Annotated in this window: 20 protein-coding genes; 7 read left to right on the top strand and 13 right to left on the bottom strand. The window is 38.6% G+C overall.

Translation table 11 applies throughout. From position 1 onward, the window contains the following. Positions 1 to 11: 11 nt before the first annotated feature. From T8I65_RS14150 to pyrH, 4 genes are all read right to left on the bottom strand, one after another. Positions 12 to 2,420, bottom strand: a complete 2,409-nt coding sequence (locus T8I65_RS14150; protein WP_322301204.1) for an efflux RND transporter permease subunit — start codon at positions 2,418 to 2,420, stop codon at positions 12 to 14. A gap of 77 nt (positions 2,421 to 2,497) precedes the next feature. Beyond that, the gene (locus T8I65_RS14145) at positions 2,498 to 4,951 is read right to left on the bottom strand and encodes a DUF5686 family protein (protein WP_322301203.1); all 2,454 of its coding nucleotides are present in this window, start codon (positions 4,949 to 4,951) and stop codon (positions 2,498 to 2,500) included. 94 nt (positions 4,952 to 5,045) lie between these two features. Beyond that, the gene (gene frr, locus T8I65_RS14140) at positions 5,046 to 5,597 is read right to left on the bottom strand and encodes a ribosome recycling factor (protein ID WP_322301202.1); all 552 of its coding nucleotides are present in this window, start codon (positions 5,595 to 5,597) and stop codon (positions 5,046 to 5,048) included. A 23-nt stretch (positions 5,598 to 5,620) separates the two neighbouring features. Beyond that, positions 5,621 to 6,328, bottom strand: coding sequence for a UMP kinase (gene pyrH / locus T8I65_RS14135; RefSeq protein ID WP_322301201.1), 708 nt, complete (start codon positions 6,326 to 6,328; stop codon positions 5,621 to 5,623). Between the two features lie 196 nt (positions 6,329 to 6,524). Here pyrH and T8I65_RS14130 point away from each other — a divergent pair, with 196 nt between their 5' ends. Then, positions 6,525 to 7,217 carry a zinc metallopeptidase gene (locus T8I65_RS14130; protein WP_322301200.1) on the top strand — a complete coding sequence of 231 codons (693 nt, stop codon included), beginning with the start codon at positions 6,525 to 6,527 and terminating at the stop codon, positions 7,215 to 7,217. Positions 7,218 to 7,271: 54 nt separating this feature from the next. Here T8I65_RS14130 and T8I65_RS14125 read toward each other — a convergent pair whose 3' ends face one another. Both T8I65_RS14125 and T8I65_RS14120 read right to left on the bottom strand, forming a co-directional pair. Further along, positions 7,272 to 7,742 (bottom strand): Lrp/AsnC family transcriptional regulator, encoded by a 471-nt coding sequence (locus T8I65_RS14125; RefSeq protein WP_026914065.1) that lies wholly within the window; start codon positions 7,740 to 7,742, stop codon positions 7,272 to 7,274. 50 nt (positions 7,743 to 7,792) lie between these two features. After that, entirely contained in the window at positions 7,793 to 9,166 is a 1,374-nt protein-coding gene (locus T8I65_RS14120; protein WP_322301199.1) for a saccharopine dehydrogenase family protein, read from the bottom strand. Between the two features lie 61 nt (positions 9,167 to 9,227). On the opposite strand from T8I65_RS14120, the gene T8I65_RS14115 reads away from it, so the two are divergent. Beyond that, the gene (locus T8I65_RS14115) at positions 9,228 to 9,617 is read left to right on the top strand and encodes a DUF423 domain-containing protein (RefSeq protein WP_322301198.1); all 390 of its coding nucleotides are present in this window, start codon (positions 9,228 to 9,230) and stop codon (positions 9,615 to 9,617) included. A gap of 78 nt (positions 9,618 to 9,695) precedes the next feature. Beyond that, complete coding sequence (gene pckA / locus T8I65_RS14110) at positions 9,696 to 11,294, top strand: phosphoenolpyruvate carboxykinase (ATP) (protein WP_322301197.1); 1,599 nt, start codon at positions 9,696 to 9,698, stop codon at positions 11,292 to 11,294. 79 nt (positions 11,295 to 11,373) lie between these two features. Here pckA and T8I65_RS14105 read toward each other — a convergent pair whose 3' ends face one another. Both T8I65_RS14105 and T8I65_RS14100 read right to left on the bottom strand, forming a co-directional pair. Next, positions 11,374 to 12,120: a uroporphyrinogen-III synthase gene (locus T8I65_RS14105; RefSeq protein ID WP_322301196.1), complete on the bottom strand. Its 747-nt coding sequence runs from the start codon at positions 12,118 to 12,120 to the stop codon at positions 11,374 to 11,376. 22 nt (positions 12,121 to 12,142) lie between these two features. Beyond that, a complete protein-coding gene (locus T8I65_RS14100) occupies positions 12,143 to 12,796 on the bottom strand; it encodes a DUF4271 domain-containing protein (RefSeq protein WP_322301195.1) in 654 nt (217 codons plus the stop codon). A gap of 101 nt (positions 12,797 to 12,897) precedes the next feature. On the opposite strand from T8I65_RS14100, the gene T8I65_RS14095 reads away from it, so the two are divergent. From T8I65_RS14095 to T8I65_RS14085, 3 genes are read left to right on the top strand one after another with little or no spacing between them, the layout of a single operon-like run. Then, entirely contained in the window at positions 12,898 to 13,629 is a 732-nt protein-coding gene (locus T8I65_RS14095; RefSeq protein ID WP_322301194.1) for a polyprenol monophosphomannose synthase, read from the top strand. Beyond that, positions 13,629 to 14,972 (top strand): dihydroorotase, encoded by a 1,344-nt coding sequence (locus T8I65_RS14090; RefSeq protein ID WP_322301193.1) that lies wholly within the window; start codon positions 13,629 to 13,631, stop codon positions 14,970 to 14,972. The genes T8I65_RS14095 and T8I65_RS14090 overlap by 1 nt, the downstream gene beginning before the upstream one ends. Beyond that, positions 14,962 to 15,513, top strand: coding sequence for a DUF4296 domain-containing protein (locus T8I65_RS14085; protein ID WP_322301192.1), 552 nt, complete (start codon positions 14,962 to 14,964; stop codon positions 15,511 to 15,513). The genes T8I65_RS14090 and T8I65_RS14085 overlap by 11 nt, the downstream gene beginning before the upstream one ends. On the opposite strand, the gene T8I65_RS14080 is transcribed toward T8I65_RS14085, so the two are convergent. Continuing rightward, positions 15,510 to 16,514 (bottom strand): NAD-dependent epimerase/dehydratase family protein, encoded by a 1,005-nt coding sequence (locus T8I65_RS14080; RefSeq protein WP_322301191.1) that lies wholly within the window; start codon positions 16,512 to 16,514, stop codon positions 15,510 to 15,512. The two genes, T8I65_RS14085 and T8I65_RS14080, sit on opposite strands and share 4 nt — an antisense overlap. An 81-nt stretch (positions 16,515 to 16,595) precedes the next feature. Between T8I65_RS14080 and tyrS the strand changes: the two genes are divergently transcribed. Next, on the top strand, positions 16,596 to 17,891 hold the full coding sequence (gene tyrS / locus T8I65_RS14075; protein WP_322301190.1) for a tyrosine--tRNA ligase: 1,296 nt from the start codon (positions 16,596 to 16,598) through the stop codon (positions 17,889 to 17,891). A gap of 310 nt (positions 17,892 to 18,201) precedes the next feature. Here the strand turns inward: tyrS and T8I65_RS14070 are convergent, their stop codons facing one another. From T8I65_RS14070 to T8I65_RS14055, 4 genes are all read right to left on the bottom strand, one after another. Next, positions 18,202 to 19,176 carry an acyl transferase gene (locus T8I65_RS14070; protein WP_322301189.1) on the bottom strand — a complete coding sequence of 325 codons (975 nt, stop codon included), beginning with the start codon at positions 19,174 to 19,176 and terminating at the stop codon, positions 18,202 to 18,204. Positions 19,177 to 19,256: 80 nt separating this feature from the next. Further along, positions 19,257 to 19,595, bottom strand: a complete 339-nt coding sequence (locus T8I65_RS14065; protein WP_141878885.1) for a T9SS type A sorting domain-containing protein — start codon at positions 19,593 to 19,595, stop codon at positions 19,257 to 19,259. A gap of 163 nt (positions 19,596 to 19,758) precedes the next feature. Beyond that, positions 19,759 to 21,753 carry a hypothetical protein gene (locus tag T8I65_RS14060; RefSeq protein ID WP_322301188.1) on the bottom strand — a complete coding sequence of 665 codons (1,995 nt, stop codon included), beginning with the start codon at positions 21,751 to 21,753 and terminating at the stop codon, positions 19,759 to 19,761. Between the two features lie 51 nt (positions 21,754 to 21,804). Continuing rightward, a complete protein-coding gene (locus tag T8I65_RS14055) occupies positions 21,805 to 24,606 on the bottom strand; it encodes a TonB-dependent receptor (RefSeq protein WP_322301187.1) in 2,802 nt (933 codons plus the stop codon). Positions 24,607 to 24,616 lie beyond the last annotated feature (10 nt).

Raw genomic sequence — 24,616 nt, 5'->3', positions numbered from 1 at the left:
TATATATTATTTTAATTGTTTTGCTGATCTCGATTGGCCTCCTCTTCTTCAGTCTCAAAAATACGCATCGCCGGTTCCTTTAAAGTTTCTTTGTTGGCGATACTTCTTTCCAGTGAAAGCAGAAGTGAAGGTAGTAGTAGTAAGTTCGCTAGCATCGCAAACAATAAAGTGGCCGAAACCAGTCCGCCAAGGGCCACCGTTCCTCCAAAACTACTGATCATGAATACTGAAAATCCAAAGAAAAGAACGATCGACGTATAGAACATGCTTACGCCAGTTTCTCTTAGTGCGGCATAAACAGAGCGCTTGATCTTCCAGTCATTGGCTTTTAATTCCTGCCTGTATTTTGCCAGAAAATGAATGGTATCATCTACGGAGATCCCAAAAGCAATACTAAAAACCAGGATCGTTGAGGGTTTTATAGGAACTCCAAGAAAGCCCATCACTCCAGCAGTAACGATCAAAGGAAGTAAGTTTGGTACAAGAGAGATCAATATCATCCTGAAACTTCTGAACATCCAGGCCATTAAACCTGCAATAAGAAGTATAGCGAGTCCTAACGAAATTATTAAATTTCTAACCAGGTAACTTGTTCCTTTCTGAAAAAGCAGCGCCTTTCCGGTAAGTGACACCTCATATCTTTCAGATGGAAAGATCTTTTCTATTTCTGGTAAAAGGTCATTTTCGATCTCTTCCATCTTCTCGGTACCTACATCCTTCATGAATGTTGTAATACGAGCATATTGTCCAGTAGAATCCACGTAGCTCTGCATAATTCCTTCCGAAGAAGAAAGACCTTTAGCATAGGGCATAATGAAGTTTCGCTCCTGTGATGTTGGCAACTGGTAATATTTAGGGTTCCCGTTGTAATACGCTTGCTTACTGTATTTTACGAGTCGGTTGATCGATAATGGCTTGCTTAATTCAGGGATCTCTTCGATCTTACTTTCAAGATCATTCATGCGTTTTAAAGTAGAAAGCTTCAATACGCCTTTCGGTCTTTTAGTGTCGATCATGATCTCCAAAGGCATCACTCCATCAAATTCCCGTTCAAAGAATTTTACATCCTTATAGAATTGAGTTTCCTGAGGCATATCTTCAAGAATACTTCCTGAAACCTTAATAGTATAAATTCCGATGATACTAAGAATCAGTAGACCCAGAGAAGATATGTAGATAGTAATTCTATGGTTTCTTACCATATTTTCCATCCAGTCAACAAACCCGCCAATCCATCGTGTGTTTAGATGTTTCAGGTGTCTGTCCCGCGGTGGTTTTAAGTAGGAGTATATAACCGGTATGATCAATAGACTCAAAACAAAGATTGCCAGGATGTTGATAGATGCCACCACACCAAACTCTCTTAAAAGCTGACTATCGGTTAAAATGAAAGTTGCAAAACCAGATGCGGTAGTTACATTGGTCATTAATGTAGCATTACCAACTTTGGTGATCACTCTTTGCAGTGATTTCGCCTGGTTTCCATGCTTTTTGATCTCCTGCTGATACTTGTTGATCAGGAAAATACAGTTTGGAATTCCTATTACTATAATTAGAGGCGGAATTAGTGCCGTAAGAATCGTGATCTCATAATGCAGAAGCCCAATAAATCCGAAGGCCCACATAACACCAATACAAACAGTAACCATGGAAATAATGGTGGCTCGTATGGATCTAAAGAAAAAGAAGAATATTATGGATGTGACCAACAAAGCTGCGCCAATAAAAAGTCCGATTTCATCGACTATGTTTTGTGCATTCAGTGTTCGTATATAAGGCATTCCCGAAACCCTGACATCGATACCCTGTTGTTCTTCAAATTCAGCAATAAGAGGTTCAAGTTCTTCCAGTACAAAAATCTTTCTCGCTTTAGTGTTTACCAGTTCTTTATTAAGATACAAGGCAGATTGTATAGTATTGGAATGTGAGCTATAAACCAGATTCTCATAGAAAGGCAGTGCCGTAAAAAGTTTGTTTTCGAAAGCTGCGAGAATATCACTATCCAGATCTTCTTCCAGTAGAACCGGTACCATTTCAAATCTTTTGGGATCTTCAAACTTTTTAAGTTCCTGAAGGCTTGCCGGAGAAATGATCTGGTCAACTTCAGGATATGTAAGTAGCGTATCTGTAAGTTTATTCCAGGCTTTGAACTTTTCAGGAGTAAATAAAGCAGAATCCTGTACTCCTAGAAGAATAAGATTTCCCTCTTCACCAAACTTTTCCAAAAAGTCGTTATAACTCACGTTTACCTCGTGATCGTCTGGCATTAAATTAGCCTCGGTATACGAAAATTGCATGTTTTTCCATTGTGTGGAAAGCAGGTAGGTTGCGACCAGTATGAGAACGATGATCACAATTCGGTTTCGTAAAATAAGGCGGGCGATGGAATTCCAGAATCCAAAGCTAAAGATCTTTTGCATGGCTTTCTATTAGCGGCGCAAAGGTAAAAAAACCCTATTTAAATACTTTGTTATTAATGTATTAATCGAGCTTTAAGCTATAACTGCACCTGTAAGGTGAATTTGAGAGAGAAATTTTCTTTAAAAGTAGGTAGATGATATGCGCCATATCTATAGGCTGTGCTAAGTCCAAAGCCGCCAAATAATTTATTTAACTCCAGTCCTGCTTCAGAAAAACCATTTTCAAGAGTATTGAAAGTTATGCCCTCATGTTTAGCAATATGAGAGAAATCGCCAATAGCATGCCTTGAAATGAATACAAGCTCTGGTCTGAAGCCTTTACTTATATTGAACGGTCTTAACTGGTGCCTCATGTGAAGCATCACCAGCCTGTCTGAATAGAATTCATTAAAATACATGGTTTCAAAACTGTTACGACCAGCAACCGAAATTCTTTGTGAAATCCTGGATCTGTTAGGATTATTAGGGTAGGAGTGGAAAGCATGTGTTAGAGGTAGATCTCCCACGGCATAATTACCTTCCAGGATAAATTCGGTTCTGGATTGATCAAGCCTTAAGATCTCATGCTCTGCTTTGATTCCAATTCTGGTGAAGTTAAAATTGCCATCCAGGATTTTCATTGCCTGTTCTAACTGACCGGTAAATTGCGGGAATTTTTTTTCCAGTAAAACATCACCTTGCGGAGTTCTTAGATATTTTGAAAATGGCTGCCATAGGAATCCCGCTTTAATAAAATGAAGATCATAATCACTGTACAACTGGTTGTTATCGTTATAATTGTAATTTTTAATCTGCCATATTTCCTCTCTTGAAAATCGCAACTGCGTATCAAGCCTTGGTGTGATCTTATGCTCAAGCCCAACCGCAAAAGTTCTGATGTTGTAATAATTATTAGTGTTTACGAATCTAGGTTCCAGAATAGAAAATGTATTTCTCCCTTTCAGGTAATCTACGGAAGCAATTTCATCAATATCTCTTGAAAAACCGAAGTTCACGTACGTATGATTTACCTTATTAAGATAGATCTGGCTCCCCAAACCATATTTAAAGACTTCATCTTTAAAACCGTAAGTCAGGTAAGAGTTCAGATTAAAATTCTCTGAGAATTGATCGTTTGTCTTTCCTCCAAACCCCAGCCTTATACCTTCGTAATTACTAAACTTAAAAATCTTACCAAGATCTATATCCCAGAAGCCTAAAGGGTAAGAACCAGAAGCGATGGCTTGTTTCACCTGAATTTTACGTTCGATATTCTGAGACTTTATAAGACTGTCTACTTTCTGTTCAGTAGCTTCATCGCGATCATCGTATTCCACTTTTCTGTTCTCTTCCCAGAAACTCTGTGTCCTGTCTATCGCGTCTGGATCGATCTTGATCTCGGCATCACTAGTTTTTACCTGGGCCTGTGGCTGCAGGTCGAAATCATAATGTATTACGGTAGAATTTAAGTAAAGATCACGGCTAATTTCATCTGCACCCAGGAGTCTGCTAAGAATTCCTGGGTTTTGCTGAATAGTTCCAATTCCAACCGTACCTCCAAAAACAGCTATTTCTTTACCTCCCGAGCCTGGTTTTATAGTGGTGGTTTGTAGCTTCGGAAACCAGACGGAATGATCAGGGAAATATTGATATTCGTAGTCTACTTCCAGTTTCACCGATCCCAGAAGTTGTGCTTTTGCCTTCTGAATCGCGAGGGTTTCTGTGTCTAAATATAGTATTCCTTCCAGGCCAGCTACAACCTCTTCACGCTTTGGACTAAAGTAGATCACATATGCAGGTCTTGAAGTTTGAGTCGTATCCAGGATCTTATAATCATAATTCCTGAATGCTGCTTTTCCCAATGGTCCGGCATAATCTGTTTTGTAGAGACTGTAATCATTTTTATATAAAGAAAACGGATTGACCTCCATGGTGAGAACGTTATAAACCGGTTTCTCAAATCCGGCAGTTCTTACACCGAGCACTTCTTCTGAAGTGTCACCATTTCCATCAAAACTGTGACTAGCAACCTTTTCTGAAAGATATCCACGTCCCTCGTTTACGATAGTCTTCATTGCTGCTGAAGTACTATCGGCATAAAGCTGGATTCCACCACCTTCATTGTCTACAATAAACTTGGAGTAACTTTTATATTTAAAACCAGGTAAGACTTCCTCAGGATCATTTAGTTCTTTTCGCGAAATCGCTTCAGAAATAAGACTGTCGGCAGGATTAGGAGCATTGGAAAGTTCTACGGTTTGCAGTTTTTCCCGAACCGCGCTTAGTTTGATCTGAAGATACTTTGTATCTTCATTAATACGGGTACTTATAGTTTCATAGCCAACATAACTAATCCTTACTTCAACGACTTCTTTTCCAACAAGCAGTTCAAAGCTACCGTCAATATTGGTTAATACTGTGTCATTTTTAAGAGAGATCCTGGCGTAGGCGAGTGGTTCACTGGTTTCTGAATCGATAACCCGGCCATTCACCTTAGACTGTGCAAAGCCAAAAGTAGTGATCAGTAATAACAAGCATACTAGCTTTGACATCACCGTGAATTGAATTTGTTCAGAAGTAAAAATGCCGGTTCAAATCTGTTTATCTCCAGACCCAAACCGGCATAAAATTTTGAAAGTGTGATCATTAAACGGTCATGATCTCTTTTTCCTTCACCACCAGAATGCTTTCTATCTTGGCGATATATTCATTGGTAAGTTCCTGAACTTCATCTTCAGAAGATTTTAAAGCATCTTCAGAGATATCGAGTTTTTTTAATTCCTGCATCGCATGCTTACGATCATTTCTAACACCAATCTTAGAATCTTCCGCTTCAGCTTTTGCCTGCTTGGATAATTGAATACGGCGCTCCTCTGTTAGTGGCGGTACGTTAATGATCACGCTTTCACCATTGTTCATTGGATTAAACCCTAGATTCGCAACCATAATCCCTTTTTCAATTTCCTGGATCATGCTCTTTTCGAAAGGCTGAATTGATAATGTTCGCGCATCTGGTGTGTTTACATTAGCCACCTGTTGCAAAGGTGTTTTTGCTCCGTAATAATCAACCATTACACTTCCAAGCATGCTTGGAGTAGCTTTACCGGCGCGTATATTTGAAAGTTGTTTTTTAAGATGCACAATGGCGTTCTCCATTGCTTCTTTTGCTTCTTCTAAAATAAATTCAACCTCGTCCATTTCTAATATCGTTTTCTATTTAATTATAAATTTACTTTTGTTCCTACAGGTTCTCCAGTGGTCACTCTTAGCAAGTTCCCGGGTTTGTTCATATCAAATACAATAATAGGTAATTCGTTTTCCTGGCTCAAAGTAAATGCCGTTGTATCCATTACTTTTAATCCTTTCTTCAAAACATCTTCGAAAGAAATAAAATCAAATTTTGTAGCGCTTTTGTCCTTTTCAGGGTCTGAAGTATAAATTCCATCTACTCTGGTGCCCTTAAGAATTACATCCGCTTTTATTTCAATCGCTCTTAATACGGCTGCAGAATCTGTAGTGAAGTATGGGTTACCAGTTCCACCACCAAAAATTACAACACGACCTTTTTCCAGGTGCCTAATAGCTTTTCTTCTTATAAAAGGTTCTGCAACTTCATTGATCTTGATAGCCGACTGCAACCTGGTTTGAATATCGGCATCTTCAAGCGCACTCTGTAAAGCCAGTCCATTTATTACAGTAGCCAGCATTCCCATATGATCACCCTGTACTCTATCCATTCCTTTACTTGCACCGGCAACACCTCTAAAAATATTTCCACCGCCAATTACTATAGCAAGCTCAACACCTTCTTCTACTACCGATTTGATTTCCGCAGCATATTCTGCCAGGCGTTCGGGATCGATGCCATATTGGCGCTTTCCCATTAAAGCTTCTCCAGATAGTTTTAAAAGTATTCTCTTGTATTGCATAGCTGTTTTTTATGAACCGTTGCAAATATAGCTAATATCTGAATTTGTGAAATATAAAGAGCCCTTTTTGAAAATGATTGGGAAGCATTTAGAATAAATTAACTCATCAGCCTTGTAATAATCGACTGACAGCCAATTCTGCTGGCGGGGTTTTTGATATATTTGGATCATTATTAAAACTTAAAACATTAGACCTATGATGGGATATTATATAATTGCCGGGCTCATTTTCTTAGTGAGCATGTTTGTGAGCAACAAACTAAAGAGCAAATTTAAGGAGTACTCCAAAGTGCACCTTCAAAACGGAATGAGTGGTAAAGAGATCGCTGAAAAAATGTTGCGGGACAACGGGATCAATGATGTAAAAGTGATTTCTACCCCGGGAATGCTTTCAGATCATTACAATCCATCCAAGAAAACCGTGAACCTTAGTGAGGGAGTTTACTCTCAACGTAACGCTGCGGCAGCGGCTGTTGCTGCTCACGAATGTGGTCACGCAGTACAACATGCTAAAGCTTACAGCTGGTTGCAAATGAGAAGTAAATTGGTGCCGGTAGTAAGTATCGCTTCCAAGTTTTCCCAATGGGCGATTTTTGGTGGGCTTATATTAATGAGTATGGTGAGCGTAGGAGTAGGACAAACTGTTCTACTTATTGGGATCATAATGTTTGCAATGGGAACATTATTCAGCTTTATCACCTTGCCGGTAGAATATGATGCCAGCAAAAGAGCTTTGGTATGGCTGGAAACTGAAAATATGCTGACTTCTGCGGAACATGATGCAGCAGAAGATTCCCTTAAATGGGCGGCTAGAACTTATGTGGTAGCTGCAGTAGGATCACTGGCTACATTATTATATTTTGTTGGAATATTTATGGGTAGAGATTAAGGTATACTTCAAATTTATAGAAAAGGCTGTTAGAATTCTAACAGCCTTTTTTCGTTATATCTTGATCTGCCGGTCTATTTGTTGATTGAGACTTATAAAGGTTTCTGTCCGGGAGACACCGTCTATTGCCTGGATGTTCTTATTAAGTACAACCATTAAATGTTCGTTGTCACGACATAAGATCTTTAAAAATATTGACCAGTTTCCCGTCGTGTAGTGACATTCAATAACTTCCGGAATTTCACTAAGTTGCTTAACTGCCTGTGGGTTACTTACAGCTTTATCCAGGTAAACCCCTACAAAAGCCATAGTTTTATAACCTAGCAATCTAGCATCCAGCATCATTTTAGAACCTTCGATCAAACCAGATTTCTCTAGTTTTCTCAAACGCTGATGAACAGCTGCGCCGGTAATTCCAATATTCTTGGCGATCTCTAGGATCGGTTTTTTTGCATCTTTCATTAGATAGTTAAGAATGGTCTTATCGATCCCATCTAGCTCAACACTATCGTTTACAATCTTCATAAGGATAATTTTTGGTCGTTAAGCTAAAATAGCAAAAATGCTTTTCAATTCTAATTACCTACTTCACCAAATGGGTTGTATCCTAGATATTCTGTCTCTTTTTCTTTAAAAATGATATCGTGAGCCTCAAGTTCTTTAAGAATAGGCTCATAGACCTCTTTGCGAATTGGTAATTGAACACCTGGAGTTTTGATCTCTCCGTTCAGAATCATTAATGCTGAAATGGCTACTGGTAATCCCACAGTTTTAGACATAGCTGTTTTGGACTGATCCTCGCCAATATGAACCATGGTGGAATCGATTTGCTTCTTTTCACCATCAAGCTCGTAACCGAATTTATGATACATCACGATCATATCCTTGTCGTCTTCAGCCAGTGTCCATTTATCCATTAAGATCTTCTGAAGCGCTTGCGCCGGAGTAGCATTTTTAATCCCGATCTTTTTTTCTGAATTAAATAGATCGAGTTCTATAAGCTTGTCCCACATAATATCATCCTGATCGATCTTAAGACTATGTCTGGTTTTAAGTTCTACGGAATCGCTTGGGGAATAAGGCAGAAAAGAATTGATGAAATCGCGGTAACTCATTTCTTCTGAATTAGTCATCTCAAAACTATCATCGGTCATTCCAAGTTGCACGAACATATTCCAGGCTCTACTGAAACCTACTTTTCTAATGGTTCCTCTATATAAGGTTAGAGCATTTTCGAGTCCGTAAACACTTTGGTATTTCAGCGAATTCCTGTTGGCGTAGCCTTCAAATTTTCCGTAGCCTTCTACTTCCAGAAATTCAGTCCTGCGGAATAGTCTATGGTAAGGTATATACTTGTATTTCCCTTCCTGGATAAATTCAGCAACACCACCCTGCCCGGCAACAACTACGTTTCTGGGATTCCAGGTAAATTTATAGTTCCATAGGTTGTTGTCGCTTTCCGGAGCAACAAGTCCACCGGTAAAGGATTCAAAAAGTAAGATCTTTCCACCTTTGTCTCTTATTCTGTCGATAACCTGCATGGCACTCATATGGTCAATTCCCGGATCCACGCCGATCTCATTCATAAATACCAGGTTCTTTTTCTTAATCTCCTCATCCAGAGCACGCATCTCATCGCTAATATAGGAAGCCGTTACCATGTGCTTGTTGAATTTTAAGCAATCACGGGCGACCTCAATATGAAATCTTGCGGGCAACATGGAAATTACCAGGTCTACCTGTTGAATTGCCGGTTCCCTGCTTTTCTTATTGAAAACATCCAGTTCGATGGCTTCGCAATATTTGCGGTTTCTGCAAGCATTTATGGCATTCTCGAGCTCTTTGTCGCCAATTTTTAATTTTAGATTTTGCTCTACCGCCCGGTCGAGCAGGTAGTCTATAAGTGCAGCGGTAGATTTTCCTGCACCTATGATTAATATTTCTCGCATAAATTAAGTTAGTTTTGTGTAGTGCAAACGAATGTATTAAAAAGCTGACTCATATAAAATTATGCAGACAAACAGGAAATTCTTAGTAACCGGAGCTATATTTGGATTAATAGCCGTTATTCTTGGAGCTTTTGCAGTACATGGTTTAAAAGAAACACTTTCAGAAGCTTCTTTGAATAGCTTTGAAACGGGCGTTAGATTCCAAATGTATCATGCTTTTTTAATGTTGATCCTCGGGATTATTATTACTGAAAAAGATAACAAGCTGTTGTTTTACCTTTTCCTTCTTGGTACAATATTATTCTCAGGATCTATCTATTTATTATCTACAACGGCGGTTACAGGAGTAGACTTTTCAGCAATAGCATTAGTTACCCCAATTGGTGGAGGGCTTTTAATTGTAGGTTGGTTCTTATTAGTGCTGAAATTCATAAAGTTAAAAAACAAATAAATTGATTACCGATATCGTTATATCTGCATAAGATTTTTACTTTTGTACGCCTAAACAAACAACAGAATTGATTTTTTTATGGTCGATAACACCCAAATTACGAAAACGATTTCGTTAGAGGATTACGGGATCAAAAATGCCAGAGTACATTATCAACTATCTCCAGAGGAACTTCAGAAGAAAACTATCGAACTAGGACAGGGAGTAGAAAGCTCATTTGGAGCACTTGCTGTTAATACTGGTGAGTTTACAGGGAGGTCTCCAAAGGACAGATTCATTGTAAAAGATGAGATCACAGAGGATAAAGTATGGTGGGGAGATATTAATATCCCTTTTGATCCGGAAAAATTTGATTCTCTTTATAATAAGGTAACAAATTACCTTGGAGATAAAGAGATCTTTGCTCGCGATGCCTACGCTTGTGCAGACGATAATTATCGTTTAAACATTAGGGTGATTAATGAGTATCCATGGTCAAACCAATTTGCTTTCAATATGTTCTTGAGAGTAAATGATTCAGAACTTGAAAACTTTCAGGAAGACTGGCTAGTGGTAAATGCACCAGGATTCAAAGCGGATCCTTCAGTAGATGGAACCAGACAGGAAAATTTTGCCATTCTTAATTTTAAGAAAAAGATCGCGCTAATTGGAGGAACCGGTTATACCGGGGAGATCAAAAAGGGGATCTTTTCTGCGCTTAATTTTGTTTTACCCGTTTATAAAAACACGTTACCAATGCACTGTTCTGCAAATGTAGGAGAAGACGGCGATACCGCTATATTCTTCGGACTTTCAGGAACAGGGAAAACGACACTTTCAGCAGATCCGGAAAGAAAACTTATTGGAGATGATGAGCATGGTTGGACAAAGGAGAACACTATTTTCAATTTTGAAGGTGGATGTTATGCTAAGGTAATTAACCTTTCCGAAGAAAATGAACCAGATATTTACCATGCGATCAAGCCTGGAGCTATCCTGGAAAATGTCGTTCTTAATGAAAAGGGCGATGTGGATTTTAGTGATACTTCAATCACACAGAACACACGGGTAAGCTATCCAATATATCATATTGATAATATCCAGGAACCTTCAATTGGAGAAAATCCCAAAAATATATTTTTCCTTACAGCAGATGCATTTGGAGTATTGCCTCCAATTAGTAAGCTTACACCAGGACAGGCGGCTTATCACTTTATAAGCGGATATACTGCAAAGGTTGCTGGTACTGAAGCTGGGGTAGATGAGCCTGTACCAAGTTTTTCTGCTTGTTTTGGCGCACCATTCATGCCGTTACATCCTACTAAATATGCAGAAATGCTAAGTCGCAAGATGAAAGATGCTGGGGTTAATGTATGGCTTGTGAATACAGGTTGGACCGGTGGACCATATGGAGTGGGAAATCGAATGAAATTAAAATATACTCGTGAAATGATAAGTTCTGCGCTTGAAGGGAAACTTGATGGAGTAGAATTTGAAAATCACCAGATCTTTGGATTGAGTATGCCTAAAACCTGTGAAGGAGTACCGGCAGAAGTCTTAAATCCAAAAAATACATGGGCAGATAAAGAGGCTTATGATAAAAAGGCAAAAGAGCTTTCAAGTTTCTTTAAGCAAAATTTCTCCAAGTTCGAGGAATATGCAAATGAAGAAATTATGAAGGGAGCTCCTGTAGATTAGTTTTAAATTGTTAGTTGAAATCAAAAAATCCGGTCGCAAGACCGGATTTTTTATTTATTGTATTAAAGTAAAAGCAAATCTACTTCTTATTCACTTCGTTGATGTATTTGCTAATTGCCATGGTCATACTCGGAGTTTCCGGAGTAGGAGCTTTAATATCTGCTGTTAGACCATGTTCCTTAGCTGCCTTTATAGTTGTATTTCCAAATACGGCTATACGTGTATTGTTCTGTTTAAAGTCTGGGAAGTTCTCAAAAAGAGATTTAATTCCACTAGGACTAAAGAATACTAGGATATCATAAGTCACATCTTTCAGGTTTGAAAGGTCACTCACTACAGTTCGGTAAAAAACTGCTTTTTTCCATTCTACTCCAAGTTTGTTTAATGTTTTTGGAACATCAGCCTTCAACATATCTGAAGAAGGGAGTAAGAACTTCTCATTCTTATATTTCTTAATAAGCGGAGCAAGCTCTGCAAAAGTTCTTTTACCTACGTAGATCTTACGTTTACGATAGACTACGTATTTCTGCAGGTAATAAGCAACAGCTTCACTAAGACAGAAGTATTTTAAGGAGTCTGGCACCTTGAATCTCATTTCCTCGGCAATCCTGAAGAAGTGATCTACAGCATTACGGCTGGTCAAAATGATCGCGGTATAGTTGGCAAGATCAATTTTTTGTTGTCTAACTTCCTTACTGGGAACGCCTTCAACATGAATAAAGGGGATGAAATCAATTTTAACTTTCTGCTTTTCTTCCAGCTCAAAATAAGGAGAGTTTTCTACCTTAGGTTCAGGCTGGGAAACCAAAATTGTTTTCACTTTCATATGCAATACTTTAAAGTTCCTTCTAGATCGTAATTAACTTGTACAAAATAATATAAGGGGCGATTTCGAGAGCGCAAATGTACAAAATAAAATAGAACCAATTAACGCTAAGCACACTTTGATTCCTTCTATAGATTATTAACATAGAAAATGCATTTGCCAGGACCGCCGTAAATGCGATGATCCTAAGGCTGAGGCCTGTAGCTTCCATGCTATATACCAGAAAAAGGCAGGCGAAAAGAAGAAAAATCGAAATGAAATTGCGATAGCTTAATTTCTGAAAAATATAGTAATCTATTCGCTCATCGATGTCGAAGATATTACCAATGATCTTTTCAACTCCGGCTTTCAATAAAATAAGACAGGTATATCCAGTAAGAATGCGAATGAACAATACAATAGAGTGAAGATCTGTTTCAAAAAAATATCTGTATCCCAGAAAGATAAATAAAGAGACTGCGATCGCCTGTACAGAGAATAATATAATGTTAAAACCATGAAAAGCCTTATTCTCTTTTCCTTTAAAGGCTATAAATTTACCAGAGTTGAGAAGCGATATAAATTCTTCAAAACGTTGTGGAAAGGCGACACGGGCTAATACCAGCAAGCCAAAGCATAGAAGGAAAGTGATCGTGATCCAATCCTGATATTCACTTAATCTTGCCGTCGCCTGCATTTAAATTTTTTTACAAATGTAAAATTTTGACCCTATTTGCGGTTGCTTTCCATGAAGATTTGAAGTTTTAATTTGCATACATTTGCGCAAAAGTTTTAGGAATGGGAAATGGGATTATTATTATACCCACCTTTAATGAAATAGAGAACATTGAGCGCATTGTGAGAAACGTTTTTTCACAAAGACGCAAGTTTCACGTTCTCGTTGTGGATGATAATTCTCCAGATGGTACAGCAACCAGGGTTCGCACTTTGATGGCTGAATTTCCTGAAACATTGTTCCTTGAAGAAAGATTAGGTAAGCAGGGATTAGGAACTGCTTACATTCACGGATTTAAGTGGGCGTTAAAAAGAGATTATGATTTCATTTTTGAAATGGATGCAGACTTCTCGCATAATCCCAACGATCTTATACGACTGTACAATGCCTGTAAAAGGGATGGAGCCGATGTCGCCATTGGTTCGCGCTATATAACCGGTGTTAATGTCATTAACTGGCCTATGAACCGTGTTTTAATGTCTTGGTTGGCATCGAGGTATGTACGCTTTATAACTGGTATGGACATACAAGACACCACGGCCGGGTATGTATGTTATAAAAGTGAAGTTCTAAGAGCAATAAACCTGGACCGCATACAGTTTGTAGGATATGCTTTCCAGATAGAAATGAAATTCAAATCCTATTTAAAAGGATTTAAGATTATAGAGGTTCCGGTGATCTTTACAGATAGAACTCGAGGAACATCAAAAATGAGCGGCTCCATTATTTCTGAAGCCGTTTTTGGGGTAATAAAAATGAAGCTGAAAAGTCTGTTTAACAGGAAAAAATTCTGATGAAAAAGGTTTTAATCAAGAACGCTAAGATTGTAAACGAGAATAAGATCACTGAAGGGGATGTGTTCATCGAGAATGGAATCATCGTTGAAATTGCAGAAAGCATAAGTGCAAAATCACCAGATGTAATTATTTATGATGCTGAAGGCACCTATTTAATACCTGGATTAATTGATGACCAGGTACATTTCAGAGAGCCAGGTCTTACTCATAAAGAAAATATAGAGACGGGGTCGAAGGCAGCAGTAGCCGGTGGTATTACCACATTCATAGAAATGCCGAATACCTTGCCGCAGGCCACAACAGAAGAGTTGCTGGAAGATAAATTCAGTATTGCTGAAGAAACTTCCTATGCGAACTATTCGTTTATGTTTGGCGGGACGAACGATAATCTTGCGGAGATCGAAAAAATTGATCCTAAGAAAGTTGCTGCTTTAAAACTTTTCCTGGGCTCCTCTACAGGGAACATGCTGGTGGATAATGAAAAGGTATTAGAACAGATCTTCAAAAAGTCACCTGTACTTATCGCCGTACATTGTGAAGATGAGGAAACCATTCAGAAAAATCTGGAAGAAGCCAAGGCAAAATTTGGTGATGATATTCCTATTGAAATGCATCCGAAAATTAGAAGTGAAGAAGCTTGTTACAAGTCCTCTTCCAAAGCTGTGGCTCTCGCGAAAAAAACCGGCGCTAGATTACATGTCTTTCATGTTTCTACTGCCAAGGAATTATCTCTGTTTAATAGTAAGAAGCCATTAAAGGATAAAAAGATAACGGCTGAGGTTTGTATACACCATTTATGGTTCAACGATCAGGATTATGCCACAAAGGGAACATTAATCAAATGGAATCCGGCAGTAAAAACCAAAAAGGATCAGGAAGCATTGCTTCAGGGGCTTTTGGATAATCACCTGGATGTACTTGCAACAGATCATGCTCCTCATACCAAAGAAGAAAAGAAAAACGTTTATACCAAAGCTCCAAGTGGTGGACCATTAGTTCAACATGCTTTACCTGCCTTGCTACAAATGCATCATCAGGGGAAGATATCTCTTGAGAAGATCGTGGAGAAAGCCTGTCATAATCCGGCAATTCTTTTTCAGATTGAAAAAAGAGGTTTTATACGTGAAGGATACAAAGCAGATCTTGTTCTTGTAGATCTTAACTCACCATGGGCTGTACAACCAGATAATATCTATTCGAAATGCCAGTGGTCTCCGTTTGAAGGAACAACCTTCAAATCACGTATCACTCATACTTTTGTGAATGGTAACCTGGTTTATAAGAACTTCAAACATCAACCATTTACGAAAGTCGCTGAAAGACTAACATTTGATCGCTAGAAAGCCCTACATATTATTACTTGCACTGTCCATCTTTCTGATTGCCTGTCAGGATCTGGATAAGACTGAGAAGCCAGACAACCTCATTCCGGAAGAGAAGATGGTAGATGTGCTTACCGAGTTATCGTTGGTTCACGCAGCAAAGAATTATAATAAATTCAAGCTTGAACAAACTGGTATACAACCAGACAAGTTCGTGTTTGAAAAATATGATATTGATAGTCTTCAATTTGAACAGAGCAGTAATTATTACTCAGATCAATACGTGATCTATGAAAGAATTTACGATTCTGTAAGAGGTCGAATTAAAGTAATGAAATCAAAATATGATTCTTTGCGTGAAGTGGAGATCAAAAGAGAAGATAGTCTTAAGCGCTTGCAAAAAGATTCTTTACAGATGATGGATTCTATCATGGCCATTCCAAGATTAAGAGATTCTGTGCAACGAAGCAGGTTGAAACTGAAAGATGATATTAAAGGAAAAGAAGAAAAACGGGACAGCTTGATTGCTCCCGTGAGCATGAGGGAGGATAGTAACTAGTTCTTAAAATTACTGGCAGTTCTTTTGACAGCACTTTCCATAGGCTCGAACTGATAATTGATTTCCTGGATGATCTTGGAGTTATCGTAAAAGCTTTCTTCATGCAGACTATTGATAGTTTCATAAGTGATAGATCTTTTTCTTCCGAAAATACTTCCAGTTTTTTGAAAGAACCATCCAAATGCGATCATCCATTTTTGAAGTTTTTGCTTAGGTTTAGTCTTGTTCAATGCTTTTGCAGCCCACTCGAAAACTTGCCTAAATGAAATATTTTCTGAAACCAGAACATATTGTTCGTTCACCTTTTCAGAATTCATTAGAATAACCATGGATTTTGCAACATCCTGTACTCCTACAAATCCTGTGACTTTTGGAAAGTAATAGGATAAACCGGAATCTATCTTTTTAAAGATTTTGCCAGATCCCGAATTCCAGAATCCTGGACCAATAATCACTCCGGGATTCACAATAATGGCATTGACACCTTCCTGTGTTCCACGCCATACTTCGATCTCTGCACCATATTTGGAAATTGCATAATCGTTGTGCTTTCCTTCCGGATTCCATTTACCGGTTTCATCTATTTTGTCTGCATTTGTGATGTTGCCTAAAGCAGCGATACTACTAACAAAACATAATTTATGTACTTTACAGGAAATGCAAAGGTTAACGATATTTGCCGTGCCTTCAATATTGACTTTTCGTAATTCTTGCTCATCGGCGGGATCAAAAGATACCAGGGCTGCCGAGTGATATACTTGCTGTACCTCTACAAATGCTGCGGTAAGTTGTGGAATATTGTTAAGATCTGCTACTTTCCACTCAATTTGATGGAACAGTTTCTCTGCTTCTTCAGCTTCAGAATAAAAAGAAAATACTTCGAGAACCTTATTCAAATCGCTGTTCTCACGATGAATAGCACGAATTTTTTCACCAGCACGCACCAGCTCATATAATAAATGAGCGCCTACCAATCCCGTACCACCAGTCACAAGTATCATGAGGTAAATATAGTTATTGCACTTAGGAAAAATAAGAGTAAATGGTATCTTTACGACTATTTTTACCTGAATTAGCATATTATGGAGAAGAATTTCGTAAAAGAACTTACCTGGAGAGGGATGTTGCATGACACCATGCCTGGAACCGAGGAACATTTAATGGAAGAAATGCGTGCGGCTTACGTGGGGATAGATCCAACGGCAGATTCGCTGCATATTGGTCATCTTGTGGGAGTCATGATGTTACGCCATTTTCAACTTGCGGGGCACAAGCCTTATGCCTTGGTTGGCGGTGCTACTGGAATGATCGGGGATCCATCGGGGAAGTCGGCTGAACGTAATCTGCTTGATGAAAAAACTTTACGTCACAACCAGAATTCCCTAAAAGAACAACTTTCGAGATTCCTTGATTTTGATTCTGACCATGATAATGCGGCAGTTCTGGTAAACAATTACGACTGGATGAAAAACTTCTCTTTCCTTGAATTCATCAGGGATGTAGGGAAGCATATCACCGTGAATTATATGATGTCCAAAGATTCAGTCAAGAAAAGATTGTCTTCTGAATCTTCTATAGGAATGTCTTTTACTGAATTTACTTATCAGCTGGTACAGGGTTATGATTTCCTGCATTTATACAGAGAAAACGACTGTACACTGCAAATGGGTGGAAGCGATCAATGGGGGAATATCACTACGGGAACGGAGCTTATTCGCCGAATTGGAAATGGGAAAGGTTATGCTTTGACCTGTCCTTTGATCACCAAGGCTGATGGAACTAAATTCGGGAAGACAGAAGGTGGAAATATCTGGCTTGATAAAGAGAGAACTTCTCCTTATAAATTCTACCAGTACTGGTTGAATACCAGTGATGAAGATGCTGAAAAATATATCAAGATCTTTACATTTTTGTCCAAAGAGGAGATCGATTCTTTAATTGCTGAACATAAGGAAGCGCAACACAAACGTGAGCTACAGAAGGAACTTGGAAAACAGGTTACGACAATGGTACATTCAGAAGAAGATTATAACAATGCTCTTGCTGCTTCTGAAGTTCTCTTCGGAAAAAGTACGGCAGCCGACTTCAGGAAGCTTGATGAAGCGACCTTTCTGGATATCTTCGAAGGCGTGCCGCAAGCTGATATCGCAATGACTGAAATTGAGAACGGACTCGACATGATCGCTGCGCTTGCTGCTCAAACCAATTTCCTAAAATCGAATGGAGAGGCCAGACGTGCGTTAAAAGAAAATTCGGTAGCAGTGAATAAAGAGAAAATAAAGGAAGATTACACGATCACTAAAGATGATCTTATCAATAACAAGTATGTTATTTTAAATAAAGGAAAGAAGAATACCTATATCATTAGAGCGATTTAAAACCTTAGAAAGCCCGACTTCGTAGATAGAAGTATATGGCTAAGTTCAAGGAAGAAGATATAATAAGGGCGATCATTTTCATAATTTCAATGGGAATGATCGTCTTTCTTGCATTTTATAGTTAATCATACCGCTTGGAAGGCTTAAATACAAAAGCCTTCAGGAAGAACCTGAAGGCTTTGTAACTAACTAACCAATCTAATATGAAAATTCACTTAGCGCAAAATGAAGATATGAACCTTCTCCATCTTACAACTATTGAGTCGCACTCAACTTCAGTAAATTACAGCTTGAAAAGTTAAAATTTCGATTATAGAACTAGAAGGTTACAACCTCTGATGTCGCTATTGTCAAAACGCCCCATGATCTCTATTTGGTCACTTGAAATCTTCCCAAGATCCTGGGTGGCAATAAATGAACAGGAGTTCAAATTCGCCAGATCTATTACATTAATACCACCGGTTTTACCATCCTGTACGTAACTAAGTGCATCTTCCGGATCCCGTATAAGTATATTCATCCAGTTGGGAGTTTCAAAAACTCCATTCCCATTAGAGTATGCCTGAGATAAAAGTTCAGTCATTCCATATTCACTATGTATATGATTAACCCCAAAACCAGAGCTTAGGATTTGGTGCAGTTCTTCTCGTATCATTTCCTTCCGTCTGCCTTTCATTCCTCCGGTTTCCATCACGATGGTATGCTGTAGATCGAAAGTTTCATTTTCTACGAGATCAAGAAGGGCAAAGGAAACTCCAATCAGGAATACTTTCTTTCCAGACTGGTCCAGTTTCTTCAGTTTTGAGGAAAGAGCTTCAAGATCATCAAGGTAGAATCCGCTATCGGTCTTGTTTGATCTTTTAATGAGCGCATCTGCCATATAGATAAGAGAACTTCCTCTGCGTTCAAGGTAACTTGGTAGAAGTGCCAGAAAAGTATAATCCTCTGGAGAACCGTAGAATGCTTCAAAAGCTTTTAAAAAACTCTCTTCATAGATGCCAAGATCGGCAACATGATGCTTGCTGGTCGCAGCTCCGGTAGTTCCACTACTGGTAAAAGTGATCTCTGCTTTCTGGTCCTCAGTAATGATGTTTTCCTTCTTGAAAAATTCTATTGGTAGAAACGGAATCTCTCTGATAAAAGAGACATTTTCTGGGGATCTATTTAATAGATTACAGAATTTTTGATAAACAGGATTATGCTGATATTGATATTGGTAGACTTCAAGGCTTAGCTTTACAAATTCTTCCGAAGAGGAAATATTGAAGATTTTATTTTTCAGCATAAAGAAACATTGGAGATTCAAAATTAAGCAATAAAAAAGCCTCTTTAAAAAGAAGCTTACATATTATGACTTGGTGTATTTTATTTTACCACCAGTTTGCGGGTAGCTTTTGATCTTCCTTCTTCGATCTTAATAATATAAATTCCGGGAGTAAGTGTTGAAACGTCTAGCTCTCTACCTCTTAATCTGGTCTTAAGAACTGGCTTGCCTAAAACATTATAGATCTCGATCTTCTTTTCCTGGTTTTTGGTGGAAGAAATAAAAACTCTTCCTCCAGTAATCGGGTTGGGATAGATAGATAAACCATCTATAGAAATTTCTGTTCGAGCTGAAGCAGATAAAGAATCCTGAGCGTTCGCAGGGATTGCCAACATCAGGAAACTAAACAATAAAAAGCTAAATAGGTACTTTTGCTTCATTCTCTTTGGTACAGATTAGACAAACTTACAAATAAAATTTCAAAAATCCTGCCACAAAATGCTGGGTTGCCGGAATTTATAGATAATAAAAAAGGGTTACCAGATGGCAACCCTTAATTTTGGCTAATTATTGACTTTCAATATTTTAAGCTAAATTTCGATTTTAGTTTACCCAATCAAAATCTGCAGCATCTACAGTCGCATCTGCATCATAAGCTGCTTCAACGTCTGCATCCTCACCGTCGATCTGGATTCCAGAAAGATCTGTTCTTGTATCATCTGCGATATCAATATTAGTTTCAAAACCAGATAAAGAAAGACCAGTGATCGTTGCTCCAGAAAGTTTCTTGAACTGTAATGCTGTTCCTCCAGCAGTTGAAACTGCAGTGATCTGGTTAAGAGCTGGCATATTGTTCTCTCCGTCTGCTTCTACAACAGTTGAGAAGTTATCGATAGTCAGATTGATATAAGCATTTGTAACAGAACCATTCCAACCTTCAGTCCAGTCGATCTGGTCATCTTCATTATTTTCGAAATATGCATTTGTTACAGAAACAGAACCTCCAAAGAATTCAACTCCGTCATCTGCTCCATTAATAATTGCGATGTTGTCAATTGTAGTTCCAGATCCAACAGCGTAAAGGGATAGCCCGTTATACTGAGATTCAGAATTGATCTGTGCTCCGGCATCTCTTAAAATCAAATAAGCGATAGAACCTGAATTATCTTCAGCATCAGAACCTCCGTAAACGATTCCACCAACCTCAGCAGTAGCATTTAAACCTTCAGTAGTTGCTGCATTTCCGGCGATCACAAGACCACCCCAGCTTCCGGCTTCACCAGAAGTTGAAGACATTACCACAGGATTTGAATCGGTTCCCTGAATATCGATCATTGCTCCTTGTTGTACTACGATATAAATGCTTGTTGCATCTGTATCGGCATCACTTCTGGCAGTGATCTTTGTTCCAGCAGGAATAGTAAGTGTGGCACCAGCATTCACAGATACTACGTCACTAATTACATATTCACTATCCCCGTCTAAAGTAAGATCGCTATCAATGTTATTTGGAAGTACAGATACCTGTCCACGATTAGAGATCCAATCAAAAGTAGATTCCATTACTGTTGGAGTAAGAGAGTAGGAGTTATCCAATTCAGCCACAGATCCATTCAGGTTTATTCCTGATAGATCTGTTCTGGTATCATCTGCGATATCTACTGACGTATCATAACCATTCAAAGATAATCCAGTGATGATCGCACCAGAGTCTTTCTTGAATTGTAGCGCAGTTCCACCTTTTGTAGAAACAGCGGTAAAATTGTTGATTCTTGGTTCCTTATTCTCACCATCGGCTTCGATCGCTGTGGAGAAGTTTTCAATAGTATGAAGAACATAGACATTATCGATTGTTCCATTCCATCCTTCAGTCCAGTCTACTGCATCATCTTCGTTGTTTTCAAGATACAGATTCGTAGCATTTACAGAGCCTCCGAAGAATTCAACTCCATCATCTGCTCCATTGATTAGTGCAACATTCATAATGGAAGTTCCCGAACCTACTCCGTATAGAGAAAGTCCGTTAAATTGAGATTCAGAATTGATCTGAGCTCCGGCATCAGAAAGTACAAGGTAGTTGATAGAACCAGAATCATCTGCAGCATCACTACCACCGTAAAGAATTCCACCAACTTCAGCAGTTGCATCAGTACCTTCAGTAGTTGCAGCATTACCAGCGATGATTAGTCCACCCCAGCTACCTGACTGTCCATTAGAAGAACGCATGATCACAGGAGCAGATGCAGTACCGTTAATTTCGATATCTCCACCTTTTTGAACTACGATATAAACGTTAGTTGCATCACTATCATCAAGATCTGGATCTGCAACGATCTCTGTTCCTGCAGGAATTGTAAGGGTTACTCCACTTTCTACGGAAAGAATTCCGGATAATTGGTACGAAGTATTAGCATCAAGAGTCATGTCTTCATCAACGCTTCCATTCAGGATGTTATCTGAAGGTGCTGGATTTGGTGTCCCAGTGTCATCTGTAGGATTAATGATATCAATATCATTGTCATCACTACTACAACTTGTGATAAGCAAACCGCCAAAAAGCGCGCTCATTAACAAAAAGTGTCTTGCTGTTTTTTTCATAATTTAAGTTTTGATTGTAATAGGTTGTGTATATAATTTGTGGTTAAAAAATTAGAAGTTGTAGCTCAAGCCAAGGCTTAATACGGCTCCTCTGGTGTAAGAACGAACGGTTTGCTCTGCCTCTGCAGCATTACCAGATAATGGTCTAATTGCCTGATATCTTTCTATTTCAGGGTTAAGTAGGTTCTGTCCTTTGAATTCAAGTTCAAAATTATTTCCGAACTCTTTAGACAGGATCAAATCCAGGGTTACAAAACCTTTTTCAATGATTTCGTCGTTATACTGGATATCAATAAAATCAAGGTTTTGAGTATCTGGTGATCCAAGCGCGTAGATCTTATCTGAAGCGTAGTTTGCTACGATAGTTCCACGGAATGGATTTTCTGTTTCTGTACTAAAGTTTGCCGATGCATTCACGATCCAGTCTGATGCTCCCTGAAGTCCAATCTCATCGTTTCCATTATATCGGAATGTTCTTACAAAAGATCCATCTTCAGCAAAAACATCTTTAAGATCCTGACTGTGCCACATTCTAGTAATATTTCCAGATACACTTAGATCAAGACCATTGTCATTGTCATTTTCGATCACGTCCATTCTCGCTTCAAGCTCCAGACCATAAATGTTGGCTTCGTCACTGGCATTGAAATAAGAGAATACCCCTGAAGCACCACGTGCCTGAGTTCGGTTGATCGGGTCAAGGATCTTTTTATAAAAACCTGTAAGAGATAGTAACTCACCTGAGCTTGGGAAAACTTCATATTTAAGATCCAGATTATAGTTATTTGAAGCTTCTAAATTTGGGTTACCGCGAGTGATCTGTCCAATCTGTGAAACATATTCGAAAGGAGCGATCTCTTTAAATTCAGGTAGAGAAATCGTTTTGCTGGCTGCAAGTCTAATATTCGAATCTTCGTTTGGAGAAAACTTGATGTTTAAGCTTGGATAAATGTTATCGTATTCCTTGAAGGTGAAATTCGGAAGATTCTGAGGGTAATTGTTCACATCAAAGATCACATCTACCTGATCCTTCTGGTATCTCGCACCTGCATTAATATTCCATTGTTCGTTTCCAATATTGAAAACTGCAAAACCACCGTAAGATTCCAGCGTTCCATTATAGATATCTGGGGTAAGACGATTGAATTGTAATAACCTGTTATTGAAGTTTTCTGTAGTAAAGCTCGCTCCAAGATTATCGATAGATGGAGGGTTTACGGTATTGAAGTCGGTTTCTTCAGCTCCAAAGAATTGGGAAAAGAAATCACGCTCTTTATTTCTATAGTTACCACCAAGAATAAGGGAAGCATTCTTAGAATCTTCGTTATCCATGCTCAGAAAATTATAGGTGTTCTCAATTCTGGCATTGAACTCAGTATCATCGATCTCCTGCGTTGACTTTCTTTGCTGAAAACCTCCAGTCCTGGCCAATTGCACGAAGTTATTGTCTCCAATATTCACTTCATTACGAATACGGTTTGGCTCATCTGCATTTACCAGGTTGAATCCTGCAGACCATTCCAGTTCGTTCTTCCCATCAAGAAAATCGTGGAAACCATGTAACTGATTTACCCAAAGCCTGGTTTGTTTGATATTTTGATCACGTATAAACTGGTTCAGGTTTTCACCTCTGTTTGTTTCCTCGAAGACAAAACCTTCGCCGTTTCTACCAGCTTCATAAACCTCATCGGTTACTTTGTTGATGAATAAACTGGTTGCTTTCAAGCGATGATCATCATTGATCTTAAAACCAAGATCTGCCATCAATGTATTATTATCTGTCTTTTTGAAGTTTTCAGCATCTGTAAACTGATCTTCAAGAACGTTCGTTCGATAGTTCCTGAAAAGACCTTCGTTATATTCGAAAGCAACCGAATTAGATGCAGTAACAAATGCTCTAAGTGGTCCAAATTCCTTTCCAGCAGTAATACTTACTTTTCTATTTACCGGAACTGAAGTCTGTGGATTCCAACTCTGATTGTTTAAAGTAAATTCTGTTGGAATGCTCTGATCGTAAACGCCGAAATAAGTGTCTTCCTGATTTGGAGAAACTTTAAAATTGCTGAATTCTCCAATAGCATTCGTATTCACTCCACCCTGCACACTAATTCCTAATTCATCCTTTCCTCTTAATTCACGAGAAGAAATATCTACATTTCCAGAAGCCTGATCTGCAGAACTAATTGCAGAATACGCTTTGCTTATCGATACGTTCTGAATCACTCGAGTTGGAAACAATCCCAGATCGATATTCTTTCTTTCCACATCATCTGATGGTATAGGAAGACCATTCATGGTACTATATAGATAACGATCACCAAGGCCACGTACAAAAAGATCGCCGGAAGCCTCACTGGTGGTTACACCAGAAATCTTGGTAGTAGCAGTAGCCGCATCAGATACCCCTAATTTTGCCAGTTCCTGTGCCCCTATACTTTCCTTTATTTCTACTGAATTCTTTTGCTCTACTAATAAAGCAACTTCAGAATCTCTTCGAGAGACCGTAGTAATAACTACTTCATCCAAAGATGCTGCACTGGATCCTAGTTCTGTATTGACTTCAGTCACTTTTCCAGCTTCTACAACCACATCTGGAACTTCAAGAGTTTCATATCCTACAAAACTAAATACGACTGTATAGGTTCCTGGTTGTAGTTTATCTAAAAGATATATCCCGTCGTAATCTGAAGTGGTTCCTTTAGAAGAATCTTTAAGGAGAACATTAGCGAAAGGAAGAGGCTCACCACCCATTTCCTTATCGGTCAATTTTCCACCAATGGCGCCAGTTGTAGTTTCCTGTGCTTGCACAACACCAACTAAAAGAAGTAGTGTTAGTAAAAAGAATTTTTTCATTTTTTTTCTT

Source organism: Christiangramia sp. OXR-203, from assembly GCF_034372165.1.
Taxonomy (GTDB): Bacteria; Bacteroidota; Bacteroidia; order Flavobacteriales; family Flavobacteriaceae; genus Christiangramia.
This window is presented reverse-complemented; position numbering and strand designations above follow the sequence as displayed.

Coding starts and splice junctions, on each gene's coding strand:
- T8I65_RS14150 (WP_322301204.1), bottom strand. CDS start 2,420: ATGCAAAAGATCTTTAGCTTTGGATTCTGGAATTCCATCGCCCGCCTT.
- T8I65_RS14145 (WP_322301203.1), bottom strand. CDS start 4,951: ATGTCAAAGCTAGTATGCTTGTTATTACTGATCACTACTTTTGGCTTT.
- frr (WP_322301202.1), bottom strand. CDS start 5,597: ATGGACGAGGTTGAATTTATTTTAGAAGAAGCAAAAGAAGCAATGGAG.
- pyrH (WP_322301201.1), bottom strand. CDS start 6,328: ATGCAATACAAGAGAATACTTTTAAAACTATCTGGAGAAGCTTTAATG.
- T8I65_RS14130 (WP_322301200.1), top strand. CDS start 6,525: ATGATGGGATATTATATAATTGCCGGGCTCATTTTCTTAGTGAGCATG.
- T8I65_RS14125 (WP_026914065.1), bottom strand. CDS start 7,742: ATGAAGATTGTAAACGATAGTGTTGAGCTAGATGGGATCGATAAGACC.
- T8I65_RS14120 (WP_322301199.1), bottom strand. CDS start 9,166: ATGCGAGAAATATTAATCATAGGTGCAGGAAAATCTACCGCTGCACTT.
- T8I65_RS14115 (WP_322301198.1), top strand. CDS start 9,228: ATGCAGACAAACAGGAAATTCTTAGTAACCGGAGCTATATTTGGATTA.
- pckA (WP_322301197.1), top strand. CDS start 9,696: ATGGTCGATAACACCCAAATTACGAAAACGATTTCGTTAGAGGATTAC.
- T8I65_RS14105 (WP_322301196.1), bottom strand. CDS start 12,120: ATGAAAGTGAAAACAATTTTGGTTTCCCAGCCTGAACCTAAGGTAGAA.
- T8I65_RS14100 (WP_322301195.1), bottom strand. CDS start 12,796: ATGCAGGCGACGGCAAGATTAAGTGAATATCAGGATTGGATCACGATC.
- T8I65_RS14095 (WP_322301194.1), top strand. CDS start 12,898: ATGGGAAATGGGATTATTATTATACCCACCTTTAATGAAATAGAGAAC.
- T8I65_RS14090 (WP_322301193.1), top strand. CDS start 13,629: ATGAAAAAGGTTTTAATCAAGAACGCTAAGATTGTAAACGAGAATAAG.
- T8I65_RS14080 (WP_322301191.1), bottom strand. CDS start 16,514: ATGATACTTGTGACTGGTGGTACGGGATTGGTAGGCGCTCATTTATTA.
- tyrS (WP_322301190.1), top strand. CDS start 16,596: ATGGAGAAGAATTTCGTAAAAGAACTTACCTGGAGAGGGATGTTGCAT.
- T8I65_RS14070 (WP_322301189.1), bottom strand. CDS start 19,176: ATGCTGAAAAATAAAATCTTCAATATTTCCTCTTCGGAAGAATTTGTA.
- T8I65_RS14065 (WP_141878885.1), bottom strand. CDS start 19,595: ATGAAGCAAAAGTACCTATTTAGCTTTTTATTGTTTAGTTTCCTGATG.
- T8I65_RS14060 (WP_322301188.1), bottom strand. CDS start 21,753: ATGAAAAAAACAGCAAGACACTTTTTGTTAATGAGCGCGCTTTTTGGC.
- T8I65_RS14055 (WP_322301187.1), bottom strand. CDS start 24,606: ATGAAAAAATTCTTTTTACTAACACTACTTCTTTTAGTTGGTGTTGTG.